Here is a 14,801-nt window from a genome sequence, read left to right as displayed (position 1 = left end):
CTTTGCCATTTCTGATCCTCCTCATCAACTCTTCATAATAGGTCTACAGAGAGCCAATCTTTTTTTATTTAATTTTGTTTTACTGACTATTGACGCTTTAAACCCCACACCGGCTATTCGCTGATGATCTCTTTCGCGATACTGGCGGGGACCTCCTCATAATGGGAGAAGCTCAGCGTGTAAATGGCCCGGCCTTGGGAGATTGACCGCAGGGCAGTGGCGTAGCCAAACATTTGCGCCATGGGGACATACCCGTGAATCGCCTGCGCCCCCGGACGTGGTTCCATCCCTTCCTCTTTCCCCCGGCGTGAATTGAAATCGCCAAGCACATCGCCAAGATAATCCTCGGGGGTGATAATCTCAATCTTCATAATCGGTTCCAACAAGACCGGATTGGCCTTTTTACACCCTTCCTTGAAACCTATGGAAGCGGCAATCTTGAAGGCCATCTCCGACGAGTCGACCTCGTGGTAGGACCCGTCGAACAGGGTGACTTTCACGTCGACCATGGGGTAACCGGCCAGTACACCGTTGCTCATCGCCTCTTTCACGCCGGCTTCCACGGCCGGAATATACTCTTTGGGGACAACCCCGCCGACAATTTTGTTTTCGAAGACAAAACCGCCGCCCGGATTCGGTTCAATCTCCAGCCAGACATGGCCGTACTGCCCACGGCCACCGCTTTGCCGGACAAATTTCCCTTCCGTTTTGACCGCCTGGCGGATGGTCTCCCGGTAGGCAACTTGCGGTTTACCGATATTTCCTTCCACCTTAAACTCGCGGATCAACCGGTCGGTGATGACCTCCAGGTGAAGCTCACCCATACCGGAGATGATGGTTTGTCCAGTTTCCTGGTCGGTATGCACCCGGAAGGTCGGGTCCTCTTCCGCCAGTTTCGCCAGGGAGATTCCCAGCTTATCCTGGTCCGCTTTTGTCTTGGGCTCAATCGCCACCGAAATGACCGGTTCCGGAAACTCCATTGATTCCAGATATATCTGCTTGTCTTCACTGCAAAGGGTATCGCCGGTGCCGGTCTCTTTCCAACCGACGGCGGCGGCAATATCGCCGGTCCGCACCACCTTCACTTCTTCCCGGTGGTTGGCATGCATCCGCAAAATACGGCCGACCCGCTCCCGCCGCTGTTTGGTGGCGTTATAGATATAGGAGCCGGCGGTCAATTCCCCCGAGTAAACCCGGAAGTAAACCAGTTTCCCCACATAGGGGTCGGTCATGACCTTAAACGCCAAAGCCGCAAAGGGCTCATCATCGGCAGGCCTCAGTTCCACAGGGTCCTTGGTCTTAACATCCGTCCCCTGCACCGGAGGGAGGTCCAAAGGCGACGGCAGATAATTAACCACCGCATCCAGCAACAACTGAACGCCCTTGTTCTTAAAGGCCGACCCGCACAGAACCGGCGTCAACTTCAACTCAATCGTCGCCTTCCGCAGCGCCTTCCGGATCCGTTCCGGGGCAATCTCTTTTCCTTCCAGATAGTCTTCCAAAATTTCTTCGTCAAATTCAGCCAGGCTTTCCAGAAGCTGAGTACGGTATTTCTCTACTGTTGCCGCCAGCTCGGCCGGAACTTCCTGCTCCGTGCTTTGCGTTCCCAAGTCGTCAAGGTAAATAAGGGCTTTATTCTCAATCAGATCGACCATCCCGCGGAAATCCTCTTCCGCGCCGATGGGAATCTGCAGGGGTACCGGATTCGCGCCCAATTTGGTCCGCATCATCTCCATCACGCGGAAGAAATCGGCTCCCACCCGGTCCATCTTGTTGACAAAAGCAACCCGGGGAACATTATACTTGTCGGCTTGACGCCACACGGTCTCCGATTGCGGTTCAACGCCACCAACCGCACAAAAAACGGCCACCGCCCCGTCGAGTACCCGTAAGGAGCGTTCCACCTCCACAGTAAAGTCCACGTGGCCGGGCGTGTCGATTATATTAATTTGGTGCCCTTTCCAATACGAAGTGGTGGCCGCCGCGGTGATCGTGATCCCCCGCTCCTGCTCCTGAACCATCCAGTCCATCACGGCCGAACCTTCATGCGTCTCGCCCATCCGGTGCACTTTACCGGTATAGAAGAGAATCCGCTCGGTAGTGGTAGTTTTACCCGCATCAATATGAGCCATGATGCCAATGTTCCGAATTTGACTAAGTTGATATTCCCTGCTCACGAAATAAACCTCCAAACGTTCCCCAGAGAAAACAAGATCTCTGTTTGCGATTTACCAACGATAGTGGGCAAAAGCCTTGTTGGCCTCCGCCATCCGGTGGGTGTCCTCTTTCTTTTTAATCGAGGCCCCGGTATTGTTGGCAGCATCAATCAATTCGGCGGCCAAGCGCTCGCTCATGGTCCGTTCGGCGCGCGCCCGGGCACTATTGACCAACCAGCGCATCGCCAAAGAGACACGGCGCTCCGGCCTTACCTCAACCGGCACCTGGTAAGTGGCACCGCCAACCCGGCGCGGTCTAACCTCTAAAACCGGCATGACATTCTTCATTGCCTCATGGAAAACTTCCAACGGCTCTTTGCCGGTCTTCTCCTTGACCAAATCCAAGGCTTTATATAGAATCCGCTCCGCAAGTCCCCGTTTCCCAGAAAGGGTAATCTTGTTGATAAACTGGGTAATCATGGGATCATTGTAGATCGGATCAGGAATAATCTCCCTTTTGGGTATCGCTCCCCGTCGTGGCAAGTTTAACCCTCCTTACTTTTTCGCAGTAGCGGTTTTCGGGCGTTTCGTCCCGTACTTAGAACGGCCTTGCTTACGGTCTTGTACGCCAGCGGTGTCCAAGGTACCGCGGATGATATGATAACGCACACCCGGTAAATCCTTGACCCTTCCACCCCGGATCAATACCACCGAGTGTTCCTGGAGGTTATGGCCTTCACCCGGGATGTAGGCGGTAACCTCTAAGCGATTGGAAAGGCGTACCCTGGCCACTTTGCGCAATGCCGAGTTCGGCTTCTTCGGGGTCACTGTCGAAACTCTCGTACAGACACCGCGTTTTTGCGGATTACCCTTGGCCGTTTCAAACATGTCCTCTTTCTTATTGTTGTAAGACCAGAGTAGTGCCGGAGCTGAGCTCTTCTTGTAAACTTTTTTCCGTCCCTTTCTTACTAACTGATTAATGGTTGGCATCGTTACACCTCCTTCCTATTCTTGAACCAAAGCAACTACTGCTGCGCTAACATCAATCTGGCAAATGCGTCCCAATTCTTTTCTCCCCACCCGTGTTACTATAATCTTAACGTCCTTCCCGGCGCTGGCCATTTTGATCTTTTTCACAATATGTTCATCCACATCATTCGCCAGGTAGACGATACAAGGTTTGTTTTGTTGAATTGCCCGTAAGGTCTGTTTTAAACCGACGATCCTTTTCTTCCTGGTCTTAAGATCCGGTTCACCCAATAATATTCTCCCCTTACGCCCTAAGAAAATTAATTGTTAAACAAACCAGACTTTTTTAGTTTACCATCTTCACTTTGGCGTGTCAACAGAAAGATCAGCCGGTTCGCCCGTCTCAACCGGTTTTAACATTCTGTTTGCCTTGCCGGAAAAAGAAAAGAGAGGAGCCGGACCGGCCAGCCCCTCTATCCAGCTTTTTTAACCAACGGTCTCTTCCGCGGTTGGCAGTTGCTCCGTTTCCGGTTCCGTGTTGTCTTCTGTTTTTCGGACATCGATCACCCGGTATTTCGGCATTCCCGTCCCCGCCGGGATCAACTTGCCGATGATCACATTCTCCTTCAGACCGATCAGATCGTCCCGTTTTCCTTTGATCGCCGCGTCGGTTAAGACCCGTGTTGTTTCCTGGAAGGAAGCAGCCGAGAGGAAACTTTCCGTCGCCAGCGACGCCTTGGTGATCCCCAGGAGAACCGGGCGGGCGACTGCCGGGGTACCACCCTCCGCTTCCACCCTTTGGTTTTCGTCTTCCAATTCCATCACGTCAACCAGACTGCCGGGCAGCAGATCGGTATCACCCGGGTTTTCCACTTTCCGTTTGCGCAGCATCTGGCGGATGACGACTTCAATGTGTTTGTCGTTGATCTCGACGCCCTGCGAACGGTAGACCTCCTGCACTTCGTGGACGAGGTACATCTGTACGCCCCGGATCCCCTTGATCTTTAAGATATCATGGGGATTCACCGAACCTTCGGTCAGACGGTCGCCGGCTTCCACCTGGCTGCCGTCCCGCACCTTCAAGCGGGCTCCGTAAGGGATCTGGTATAGATGTTCTTCCCCGTCTTCGGTGATGATACTAACCCGGCGGATCCCCTTCACTTCCACGATCTTAACCGTTCCGCTCACCTCAGTGATGATGGCTTGACCCTTCGGTTTTCTGGCCTCAAAGAGCTCTTCCACCCGTGGCAGACCCTGGGTGATATCTTCACCGGCGACCCCACCGGTGTGGAAGGTTCTCATCGTCAGCTGGGTCCCGGGTTCACCGATGGATTGGGCGGCGATGATCCCAACCGCTTCACCCACATCGGCAATCCGCCCGGTCGCCAGGTTACGGCCGTAGCAGTGGGCACAAACCCCGTGGCGTGTCCGACAGGTTAAGACCGAGCGCACTTTAACCTTCTCAATCCCGGCCGCCATAATCCGTTTGGCCACGGTCTCGGTGATCTCTTCGTTAAAACCAACAATCAGTTCACCGGTCGCCGGATCCGCCAGATCCTCGGCGGCAATGCGGCCGACAATCCGTTCTTCCAAGGACTCGATTACTTCGTCCCCATCCTTAATCGCCGTCAGGAAGATCCCGTCGTTCGTTCCACAATCTACTTCACGGACGATCACATCCTGGGCCACGTCAACCAGCCGCCGGGTCAAATAACCGGAGTCGGCGGTCCGGAGGGCGGTATCGGCCAAGCCTTTCCGGGCACCATGGGTGGAGATGAAGAACTCCAACACCGTCAGTCCCTCACGGAAGTTGGCTTTAATCGGCAGGTCGATGATGCGTCCTGACGGGTCCGACATCAGACCCCGCATCCCCGCCAACTGCGAAAGCTGGGAAACATTACCCCGCGCTCCGGAGGTGGACATCATCGCTACCGAGTTAAAGGGGTCGAAGTTTTCCACCATCGCCTTGGTGACATCTTCCTTGGCTTTCGCCCAGATATCAATGAAGCGTTGGTAACGTTCTTCTTTGGTGATTAAGCCGCGCCGGTACTGTTGTTCAATCAGATCGCCCAGGCGCTCCGTCTCTTCTACAATCTTTTTCTTCTGCGGCGGAGTGGAAATATCCGTCGCCGCAATCGTCGTCCCCGACTGGGTCGCAAACCGGTAACCAAGGCGTTTTAGTTGGTCCAGAATCTCCGCAGTCCGGTGGGTACCGTAGCGCTGACAGACAAAGGAGACGATCTTGTTCAGAACCTTACGGGTTGTTCCGTGGTCACCGATCTCCGCAAAGATCTCGTCCAGATAATCGGGGTCGATGCTCACCTGATCTTTAAAGATCAGCCGGCCAACCGACGTCTCGATCCGGCCCTTCTCCGTCCGGACTGTGATCTTGGCATGGAGCGCAATATTGCCGGTGTAATAGGCCAACATTGCCTCCTCCGGCGACGAGAAGTAACGCCCTTCACCCTTCATACCTTTCCGGATGATCGTCAGGTAATAACACCCGATGACCACATCCTGGTTGGGCGTAGCCAGCGGTCGTCCGTGGGCCGGCGACAAGATGTTGTGGGCGGACAACATCAAAATCCTGGCTTCCGCCTGCGCCTCCGCGGAAAGCGGTACGTGAACGGCCATTTGGTCCCCGTCAAAGTCGGCGTTGTACGCCGGACAGACCAAGGGATGGACCTGGATCGCCCGTCCTTCCACCAGCACCGGCTCGAAGGCCTGAATCCCCAGGCGGTGCAAAGTCGGTGCCCGGTTCAAGAGGACCGGATGCTCTTTGATCACTTCCTCCAAAACATCCCACACCTCGGGACGGGCCTTTTCCACCATCCGTTTCGCACTTTTGATATTATGCACAAACCCCTGATCGACCAGTTTTTTCATGACAAAGGGTTTGAATAACTCTAAAGCCATCTCCTTCGGCAGCCCGCACTGGTGGATCTTCAGATCCGGACCGACGACAATAACCGAACGGCCTGAATAGTCCACCCGTTTCCCCAAGAGGTTCTGGCGGAACCGCCCTTGTTTCCCGCGCAGCATATCGCTGAGGGACTTCAAGGGCCGGTTGCCCGGACCGGTCACCGGCCGGCCCCGGCGCCCGTTGTCAAACAGGGCGTCCACTGCCTCCTGGAGCATCCGTTTCTCGTTCCGCACGATAATGTCCGGCGCCCCCAGCTCCAACAGGCGCTTGAGCCGGTTGTTCCGGTTAATAACCCGCCGGTATAGATCGTTCAAATCGGAAGTGGCAAAGCGGCCGCCGTCCAGTTGCACCATAGGCCGGAGTTCCGGCGGGATGACCGGAATAACGTCCATAATCATCCACTCGGGACGGTTTCCCGACTTGCGCAAAGCTTCCACCACTTCCAAACGGCGGATGGCCCGCACTTTCCTTTGGCCGCTTACTTCCCTGATCTCTTTCTTTAATTCGGCGGCCAATTGATCCAGGTCGATCTCTTCCAGGAGCTTTTTGATGGCCTCGGCGCCCATCATCGCCACGAAGCTGTTGCCGTATTTTTCCAAGGCTTCCCGGTACTCGTTCTCCGACAACAACTGTTTTTTACTGAGGGTGGTCTCCTCCGGACCCGGATCGATCACCACATAGGAGGCAAAATAAAGTACTTTCTCCAGCGCCCGGGGGGACATGTCAAGCAGTAACCCCATCCGGCTGGGAATTCCTTTGAAATACCAGATATGGGAGACCGGGGCGGCCAGTTCAATGTGGCCCAGCCGTTCGCGCCGTACCTTCGACCGGGTCACTTCCACCCCGCAGCGGTCACAAACAATCCCTTTGTACCGTACTCTTTTATATTTACCGCAATGGCATTCCCAGTCCCGTTGTGGTCCAAAAATCTTCTCACAGAACAAACCTTCCCGTTCAGGCTTTAGGGTCCGGTAATTGATCGTTTCCGGTTTCTTCACTTCCCCACTTGACCAAGCCCTAATCTGTTCGGGGGAGGCTAACCCAATTTTGATGGCGTCAAAATTATTGGCGTCCAACATGGCTCAATCCCTCCCTGACCCATTTTTTTGGCCGTATTTCGTCAACTTGATCAGTAACCTGTCGTCCATTCCTGGCCGCAGGATCACCGGGTGGCAGGCATTTCTTCCGTGGTTTCCTCCCCAGTCTCTACCTGTTCATCGCGATCCGTTGGCAGGTCCAGATCTTCTTCATCCAAATCGAAGTCTTCATCGATAAAATCCTCGTCCGCTTCGTCGTCAAAGTCCTCCTCGACGTCCAGGTCCTCGTCGTCCTCGAGGTCTTCGTCCTCATCCTCACCTTGGTCCCGGTCGTCGCTTTCTCCCTTCCGGGCGGGCGCTTTATCGGAGAAGGCCGAATCTTCCAGTTCCAATCCTAATTCTTTAGCCATCTCGCGGACATCATCCTCATCATCCTTCAGCTCCACTTCCGCCTCTTCGGCCAGGACCTTCACATCAAGGCCCAGACTTTGCAGTTCTTTGATGAGGACCTTGAACCCTTCGGGGACACCGGGCTCGGGGACATTCTCCCCTTTGACAATCGCTTCATAGGTTTTGACCCGGCCAACCACGTCGTCGGATTTAACCGTCAGCAACTCCTGCAGCGTATAGGCGGCCCCGTAGGCCTCGAGCGCCCAAACCTCCATCTCCCCGAACCTTTGTCCACCAAACTGCGCTTTTCCGCCCAGCGGTTGTTGGGTAACCAAGGAGTAGGGTCCGGTGGAACGGGCGTGAATCTTGTCATCAACAAGGTGGGCCAGTTTCAGCATGTAAATATAACCAACGGTCACCGGACGGTCAAACGGTTCGCCGGTCCGTCCGTCGTAAAGGGTGATCTTCCCGTCCTTCGGCAGGTTGGCTTTTTCTAAGAGCTTGACGATCTCCTCTTCCGACAAGCCGTCAAAAACCGGCGTCGCAATATTGAATCCCAGAACCTTCGCCGCCCACCCCAAATGGGTTTCGAGGATTTGTCCCAGATTCATCCGGGACGGAACCCCGAGCGGGTTGAGGACGATCTCCACCGGGGTGCCATCGGGAAGAAACGGCATGTCTTCGACGGGTAGAATCTTGGCGATGACCCCCTTGTTCCCGTGACGGCCGGCCATCTTATCCCCCTCGGAGATCTTCCGCTTTTGGGCCACATAGACGCGGACCAGTTTGTTCACCCCGGGGGCCAGTTCATCATCGTTTTCCCGGCTGAAGACCTTCACGTCAACAACCATCCCCGATTCGCCGTGGGGCACCTTCAGCGAAGTATCCCGTACTTCGCGGGCCTTTTCCCCAAAGATCGCCCTGAGCAGGCGTTCTTCGGCGGTCAGCTCGGTCTCGCCTTTGGGGGTCACTTTCCCGACCAAAATATCACCCGGCCGGACCTCGGCCCCAATCCGGATGATCCCGTTTTCATCCAGATCATCCAGCGACCCTTCGGAGGTGTTGGGAATATCCCGGGTAATCTCTTCGGGCCCCAGTTTGGTGTCGCGGGCTTCGCATTCGTATTCTTCAATATGGATGGAGGTGAAGGTATCGTCCATGACCAGTTTTTCACTGATCAAAATCGCGTCTTCGTAGTTGTAACCTTCCCAAGGCATAAAGGCCACTAAAACGTTTTTCCCCAGGGCCAATTCCCCATGGTCGGTGGAAGGACCGTCGGCAATGACCTCACCGGCTTCCACCCGCTGCCCATGGGCAACAATGGGCCGCTGGTTGATACAGGTCCCATGGTTCGACCGTTTAAACTTCAGTAAACGGTAATAATCAATTTTCCCGTCATCGGTCCGGATCTGAATCTGCTCACTGGTGACTTTCTCCACAATTCCCGCGTTTTTGGCCGTAATTACCACACCGGAATCGATCGCCGATTTATATTCCATCCCGGTCCCGACCAAAGGCGCCTCTGTTGTGAGCAACGGAACCGCTTGCCGTTGCATGTTGGCCCCCATCAACGCCCGGTTCGCATCGTCATGCTCCAGGAAGGGAATGAGGGCGGTCGCCACACTGACCAGTTGTTTCGGCGAAACGTCCATGAAGTGGACATCTTCCCGCGGTACCACAAGAATGGCCTCTTTAAAACGGGCCGACACTTTTTCGTTGTTGAACAGCCGGGTCTCCGGGTCAAAGGTCTCGTTCGCCTGCGCGATAATATATTTGTCCTCTTCATCGGCGGTGAGGTAAACAATCTCATCAGTCACTTTCCCGTCGACCACCCGGCGATAGGGGGTTTCAATAAAACCGTACTCATTAATCTGGGCATAGGTGGTCAAAGAACCAATCAGGCCGATATTCGGACCTTCCGGTGTTTCAATGGGGCACATCCGGCCGTAGTGGGAGTGGTGCACGTCGCGCACCTCGAAACCGGCCCGCTCACGGGAGAGACCACCCGGCCCCAACGCCGAAAGCCGCCGCTTGTGGGTTAATTCGGCCAGAGGATTGGTTTGGTCCATGAACTGGGAAAGCTGGCTGGAACCAAAGAACTCCTTGATGGCCGCCACCACCGGCCGGATATTGATCAAGGCCTGGGGGGTAATCACGTCCAGATCCTGAATGGTCATCCGTTCGCGCACCACCCGTTCCAAGCGGGAGAGCCCAATCCGGAACTGGTTCTGTAAAAGTTCACCCACCCGTTTCAAACGGCGGTTCCCCAGGTGATCGATGTCATCAACTTCCCCTTTGCCATCAAGCAGGTCCAGGAGATAGCGGACTACCGCGTCCACATCTTCCGGGGTCAAGGTGCGCACCGCTTCCACGGCCGGTACTTCATTCCCATGCTCATCCACATGAGCCGGAACCGACCGGGGCGGGAAATTCAGACCCAGCTTTTTGTTGAGTTTATACCGGCCGACGGCCGCCAGATCGTAGCGGCGCGGCTCAAAGAAGAGGGTTTCAAAGAGCGTCCGGGCACTGTCGACCGTGGGCGGTTCACCCGGCCGCAGCCGTTTATAGATCTCGATCAGGGCTTCTTCCTGGTTTTGGGTGCTATCCCGTTCCAGGGTACTCTGGATCGCTTCGTGGTTGTTGTAGCGCTCCAAAAGTTGGACGTTGTTGCCGAGCCCCATCGCCTTGAGAAAGACGGTGACCGGAATCTTGCGGGTACGGTCGATCCGGACATAAAGAACGTTGTTGGCATCAAACTCCATCTCCAGCCAGGCCCCGCGGTTGGGAATGATACTGGCTGAAAAGACCGTTTTCCCACTGGTGTCAACGGTCTTGCCAAAATACACACCGGGTGAACGGACCAACTGGCTAACGATCACCCGTTCGGCACCGTTAATAACAAACGTACCCTTTTCGGTCATTAAGGGGAAATCGCCCATGAAAACTTCCTGTTCTTTAACTTCCCCTGTTTCTTTATTGATCAACCGGACCTTAACCCGCAGAGGTGCCGCGTAATTGGCATCCCTTTCTTTGCACTCTTCCACGTCATACTTGGGTTCGCCGAGGGAATAATCGATAAACTGGAGAATAAGGTTTCCTGTAAAATCCTGAATTGGTGAGATCTCACGAAAGACCTCGCGCAGCCCTTCCTCCAAAAACCACTGGTAGGATTTTTGTTGGATCTCGATCAGGTTAGGCATCGGTAGAATTTCGTCGATCTTCCCGAAATTAACTCTGCGTCGTTTAACCCCATTCCTCTCTTCCGGCAAAATCCTCACCTCTTCCCCTTATTTAACAACTCAGTTTGCTTTTTTCCCCAAACCATAATAAAATAGAATAAGAAAATTTTTGCGCAAAAAAAACCGGAGTCGAACCTTTAACCATTTAGGTGATAAAATGGCAAAAGCAAGGCTAACCCCAGTTACCCCTGCCGAATATGCGGTTTAATCAAATCATATATGTAGTTGGCGAAGAATAAATTAAAAGAGAAAATCAAAATCACCTACATATAACAAGGTGATGGCATAATCAGACATCCTGCAAATACTTTAGCATTATGTGATTATATCATTGTTATTTTTTTTTGTCAATAACAAATTTCAATAAAAAAAGGCTGTCGCTTGGGACAGCCTTTCATCATTATTATTTAATTTCAACCGTCGCGCCGGCCTCTTCCAGTTTAGCCTTGAGTTCTTCGGCTTCTTTCTTGCTGATTCCTTCTTTAAGAGGTTTCGGCGCATTGTCCACCAGATCCTTGGCTTCTTTCAGGCCCAGACCGGTCAGTTCGCGGACAACCTTGATCACGTTGATCTTCTTGTCCCCGGCCGAAGCCAGAATCACATCAAACTCGGTTTTCTCTTCCGCCGGCGCGGCCGCCCCACCGGCAGCAACCGGTGCGGCCACGGCCACCGGAGCCGCCGCCGAAACGCCAAACTCTTCTTCAAAAGCTTTCACCAGTTCATTCAGTTCCAATACGGACATGCCTTTAACGATCTCTAAGACTTCATTAACTTTGGACATTCAACTTCCTCCTTAAATATTAATCTCAATTAATTTTAGTAGTGGGAAACATAGGCTCAAGCCTCTTCAAGCAACCTTAAGCAACCTCGCCTTTTTTCTGGCGGACCGCATCGAGCACGTAAACCATGTTCCGGATGGGTGCGGAAAGGACATACGCCAGGTTGCGAATGGGTGCTTGCAGTAAACCAGCCAACTGACCGAGCAGGACCTCCTTGCTCGGAAGCTCGGCAAGGGCTTTGACCATCGCTTGGTCAATCACTTTGCCTTCCAGGACGCCGCCTTTTAACTCCAGTTTCTTATGGTCCTTCGCAAATTCGGACAGAATTTTCGCCGGAGAAACCGGATCCTCATACCCAAAAGCAAGCGCCATCGGTCCTTCAAGATAAACATGCAATTCCTTCAGGTTTGCCTTTTCTGCCGCCAAACGGGTTAAGGTGTTTTTCGCCACCCGCAGCTCGACACCGGCTGCCCGTAGTTTCTTCCGGAGCTCTGTTGCCTCTTGCGCGGTTAAGCCCCGGAAGTCAACCAAGACCACCGACTGGGCTTTGGTTAGTTTTTCGTAAACCTCATCGACAACCGCCACTTTTTCCGGTCTTGCCATTTTCTCACCTCCCTATTTGTCACTGGTCCTGGGAAAATAGAAAAAGCCCTTCCATAGACACAAAGAAAGGGCTCGTCGTTGACGATCGAAACATCCTAACCTCGGCAGGCAAACATTAAATCCGAGGATTTGCCCGGATACCTGCTGTCTATGGTCAGTTTTCTTTTTCTATATGAAGTTGTTGTTTTTTTTATTCGCTCGCCACCGCCATTGTTGTCGTCTGCGGAGAAATCTTAATCCCCGGGCTCTGGGTTGAGGAAAGGGTAATTGACTTCAGATAAGTTCCCTTCGCCCCCGCCGGTTTGGCTTTGATCACGGCCCCTAAAAGCCGTTTGAAGTTATCAAACAACTGGTCGGCGGTGAAAGACAGTTTTCCAATCGGAACATGAACAATTCCGGTCTTGTCGACGCGGTACTCGACCTTACCGGCTTTAATCTCTTGGACGGCCTTACCCACATCCATCGTTACCGTTCCCGTTTTCGGGTTGGGCATTAAACCTTTCGGGCCGAGGATCTTACCGAGCCGCCCTACCATGCCCATCATATCGGGGGTGGCGACCGCCACGTCAAAATCAAGCCATCCTTTTTGGATCTCTTCCACTACATCTTCCGCGCCAACGCGGTCGGCACCGGCCTCTTCAGCCTCTTTGGCCTTCTCACCCTTGGCAAAGACCAGAACCCGTACGGCTTTTCCGGTCCCGTGGGGCAAGACAACGGTACCACGCACCTGTTGGTCGGCATGCCGGGGGTCAACCCCCAAACGGATCGCCACTTCGACCGTCTGGTCGTAGCTGGCTTTAACAATACTCTTTAGCAGTTCAATGGCCTCCCGGGGGTCGTAAAGGCGCTCCCGGTCAATGGCCTTCGCCATCTCCAGATACTTTTTGCCATGCTTCGGCATGATCTTAAATCCTCCTCGTTTCGTGGTTCAAACGGATCTTTTCGCTCTGCGTATCCTCCCACCAGGGAGAAAGCTATTGGACGACAATTCCCATACTGCGCGCCGTGCCTTCGACCATGCGCATGGCCGCTTCGACGCTGGCCGCATTCAAATCGACCATTTTAAGCTCGGCAATCTCACGAACCTTGTCGCGCGAGATGGTCCCGACCTTTTCTTTGTTGGGAACACCCGAAGCTTTCTCCAAGTTAAGCGCTTTTTTGAGCAGGACCGGCACCGGCGGGGTTTTGGTGATAAAAGTAAAAGACCGGTCCTCGTAGACGGTGATCACCACAGGAATCACCATTCCGGCCTGATTCGCCGTCCGTTCGTTAAAAGCCTTGGTAAACTCCATAATATTAACGCCATGTTGTCCGAGCGCGGAACCAACAGGCGGAGCAGGAGTCGCTTTCCCGGCTGGAATCTGTAGTTTAATTAACGCCGCAACTTTTTTGGCCATCGTCCCGACACCTCCTTCTCGCCTAAGATCTTAGTACTTTTCTACCTGATTATATTCCAACTCCACCGGCGTTTCCCGTCCGAACATGGAGACTAGAACCTTCAGCTTTCCTCTTTCCGGGTTAATCTCTTCAATAATCCCGGAAAAGTTTTCAAAGGGTCCCCGAATCACCCGTACCGGCTCGCCAATGGAAAAATCCAGCTTGGGACGGGGCTGATCAACACCCATCTGGCGCAGGATCTGTTCAACCTCTTTTTGTTGAAGAGGAATCGGTTTGGAGCCAGGGCCGACAAAACCAGTCACGCCGGGGGTATTTCTCACCACATACCACGAGTCATCGGTCATAATCATCTCCACCAACACGTAACCCGGGTAGACTTTTTTCTTCGTTAGTTTACGTTTCCCGTCCTTATACTCGTATTCTTCCTCCATGGGGACCAAAACCCGGAAGATCTGGTCCTCCATGGCCATGGAAGCGACCCGCCGTTCCAGATTGGCTTTTACTTTGTTCTCATACCCCGAATAGGTATGCACAACATACCAAGCTTTTTCCACAGGCATCACACTCGTCATTTAATCCTGAACAGGATCAGACTTAAGATCGAGTCAAAAATGCTGATCAGCAAAGCTACCGCCGCTACCGTCACCAAAACTACGGTGGTATAGGTGCTCACTTCTTTCCGGTTCGGCCAGGCTACTTTCTTCATTTCAGCCGCGACGCTTCGGAAGAACTTGCCAACACTGACCCTTCTTTTTTTCTCAGCCATCGCAAACTCCCACCTTTACCGGGTTTCCCGGTGAATCGTATGTTGGCGGCAGAACTTACAATACTTTTTCAGCTCCAACCGCTCGGGATTACTTTTTTTATTTTTATTGGTGCGGTAATTTCTGTTTTTGCAATCCGTACATGCTAATGTAATACCTTCGCGCACCGTCTCCACCTCCAGCAAAAAATAGACGAAAAAAATAAGCCTCTCGACATTATATCACCGTTAAAGATTATCACACGGTAAGAAGCTTGTCAAGGGTTTTTCATGATGAATTCCCCATCGCTTCCAGTCCTGACAACAGAGAAGCCGGAGCCCGTTTTCCCGGAGCCTTCCGGCTTCCCCGTCACAGTACGTTCCTCAATTATTACTCAAGAATCTTGGTCACAACCCCGGCCCCGACGGTCCGGCCGCCTTCACGGATCGCAAAACGCAATCCCTCTTCCATCGCAATCGGGCTGATCAGTTCGATCGTCATCGTGATGTTGTCGCCCGGCATCACCATCTCCACGCCCTCAGGCAGCTTGGCCACACCGGTCAC

The 14,801-nt window shown here is 53.3% G+C and carries 14 protein-coding genes and 1 other annotated feature; all 14 genes read right to left on the bottom strand.

Annotated features, from left to right (window positions below; translation table 11 throughout):
- Window positions 1–113 precede the first annotated feature (113 nt).
- Window positions 114–2,177, bottom strand: a complete 2,064-nt coding sequence (gene fusA / locus G5B42_RS10625) for an elongation factor G (RefSeq protein WP_181340453.1) — start codon at window positions 2,175–2,177, stop codon at window positions 114–116.
- A gap of 51 nt (window positions 2,178–2,228) precedes the next feature.
- Window positions 2,229–2,699: a 30S ribosomal protein S7 gene (gene rpsG, locus G5B42_RS10620; protein ID WP_181340452.1), complete on the bottom strand. Its 471-nt coding sequence runs from the start codon at window positions 2,697–2,699 to the stop codon at window positions 2,229–2,231.
- A 12-nt stretch (window positions 2,700–2,711) separates the two neighbouring features.
- On the bottom strand, window positions 2,712–3,146 hold the full coding sequence (gene rpsL, locus G5B42_RS10615) for a 30S ribosomal protein S12 (RefSeq protein WP_181340451.1): 435 nt from the start codon (window positions 3,144–3,146) through the stop codon (window positions 2,712–2,714).
- Window positions 3,147–3,161: 15 nt separating this feature from the next.
- Window positions 3,162–3,416, bottom strand: coding sequence for a ribosomal L7Ae/L30e/S12e/Gadd45 family protein (locus G5B42_RS10610; RefSeq protein WP_187351008.1), 255 nt, complete (start codon window positions 3,414–3,416; stop codon window positions 3,162–3,164).
- A 195-nt stretch (window positions 3,417–3,611) separates the two neighbouring features.
- Complete coding sequence (gene rpoC, locus G5B42_RS10605; protein ID WP_181340450.1) at window positions 3,612–7,127, bottom strand: DNA-directed RNA polymerase subunit beta'; 3,516 nt, start codon at window positions 7,125–7,127, stop codon at window positions 3,612–3,614.
- 83 nt (window positions 7,128–7,210) lie between these two features.
- Window positions 7,211–10,675 (bottom strand): DNA-directed RNA polymerase subunit beta, encoded by a 3,465-nt coding sequence (gene rpoB, locus G5B42_RS10600; protein WP_181340455.1) that lies wholly within the window; start codon window positions 10,673–10,675, stop codon window positions 7,211–7,213.
- Window positions 10,676–11,117: 442 nt separating this feature from the next.
- Window positions 11,118–11,495: a 50S ribosomal protein L7/L12 gene (gene rplL, locus G5B42_RS10595; protein WP_181340449.1), complete on the bottom strand. Its 378-nt coding sequence runs from the start codon at window positions 11,493–11,495 to the stop codon at window positions 11,118–11,120.
- Window positions 11,496–11,571: 76 nt separating this feature from the next.
- Complete coding sequence (gene rplJ, locus G5B42_RS10590) at window positions 11,572–12,096, bottom strand: 50S ribosomal protein L10 (RefSeq protein ID WP_181340448.1); 525 nt, start codon at window positions 12,094–12,096, stop codon at window positions 11,572–11,574.
- Window positions 12,097–12,126: 30 nt separating this feature from the next.
- Window positions 12,127–12,268 (bottom strand) — a sequence feature (ribosomal protein L10 leader region).
- 18 nt (window positions 12,269–12,286) lie between these two features.
- Window positions 12,287–12,997, bottom strand: coding sequence for a 50S ribosomal protein L1 (rplA, locus tag G5B42_RS10585; protein ID WP_181340447.1), 711 nt, complete (start codon window positions 12,995–12,997; stop codon window positions 12,287–12,289).
- Between the two features lie 73 nt (window positions 12,998–13,070).
- A complete protein-coding gene (rplK, locus tag G5B42_RS10580; RefSeq protein WP_181340446.1) occupies window positions 13,071–13,493 on the bottom strand; it encodes a 50S ribosomal protein L11 in 423 nt (140 codons plus the stop codon).
- 30 nt (window positions 13,494–13,523) lie between these two features.
- Complete coding sequence (gene nusG, locus G5B42_RS10575; RefSeq protein ID WP_181340454.1) at window positions 13,524–14,048, bottom strand: transcription termination/antitermination protein NusG; 525 nt, start codon at window positions 14,046–14,048, stop codon at window positions 13,524–13,526.
- Between the two features lie 14 nt (window positions 14,049–14,062).
- Window positions 14,063–14,260 (bottom strand): preprotein translocase subunit SecE, encoded by a 198-nt coding sequence (secE, locus tag G5B42_RS10570; RefSeq protein ID WP_181340445.1) that lies wholly within the window; start codon window positions 14,258–14,260, stop codon window positions 14,063–14,065.
- A gap of 15 nt (window positions 14,261–14,275) precedes the next feature.
- The gene (gene rpmG / locus G5B42_RS10565; RefSeq protein WP_181340444.1) at window positions 14,276–14,425 is read right to left on the bottom strand and encodes a 50S ribosomal protein L33; all 150 of its coding nucleotides are present in this window, start codon (window positions 14,423–14,425) and stop codon (window positions 14,276–14,278) included.
- 202 nt (window positions 14,426–14,627) lie between these two features.
- The coding region (locus tag G5B42_RS10560) for an EF-Tu C-terminal domain-related protein (protein WP_456237057.1) at window positions 14,628–14,801 on the bottom strand (174 nt) is incomplete at its 5' end.

The sequence above is a fragment of the Capillibacterium thermochitinicola genome (genome assembly GCF_013664685.1).
Taxonomy (GTDB): Bacteria; Bacillota; UBA4882; order UBA10575; family UBA10575; genus Capillibacterium; species Capillibacterium thermochitinicola.
Note: the sequence above shows the minus strand (reverse complement) of the source record. Positions and strands in the feature narration are given on the sequence as shown.

Excerpts from the sequence above, each read along its gene's own strand:
- rpsL (WP_181340451.1), bottom strand. The coding sequence starts at position 3,146 with ATGCCAACCATTAATCAGTTAGTAAGAAAGGGACGGAAAAAAGTTTAC.
- rpoC (WP_181340450.1), bottom strand. The coding sequence starts at position 7,127 with ATGTTGGACGCCAATAATTTTGACGCCATCAAAATTGGGTTAGCCTCC.
- rpoB (WP_181340455.1), bottom strand. The coding sequence starts at position 10,675 with ATGCCTAACCTGATCGAGATCCAACAAAAATCCTACCAGTGGTTTTTG.
- rplL (WP_181340449.1), bottom strand. The coding sequence starts at position 11,495 with ATGTCCAAAGTTAATGAAGTCTTAGAGATCGTTAAAGGCATGTCCGTA.
- rplJ (WP_181340448.1), bottom strand. The coding sequence starts at position 12,096 with ATGGCAAGACCGGAAAAAGTGGCGGTTGTCGATGAGGTTTACGAAAAA.
- rplA (WP_181340447.1), bottom strand. The coding sequence starts at position 12,997 with ATGCCGAAGCATGGCAAAAAGTATCTGGAGATGGCGAAGGCCATTGAC.
- rplK (WP_181340446.1), bottom strand. The coding sequence starts at position 13,493 with ATGGCCAAAAAAGTTGCGGCGTTAATTAAACTACAGATTCCAGCCGGG.
- secE (WP_181340445.1), bottom strand. The coding sequence starts at position 14,260 with ATGGCTGAGAAAAAAAGAAGGGTCAGTGTTGGCAAGTTCTTCCGAAGC.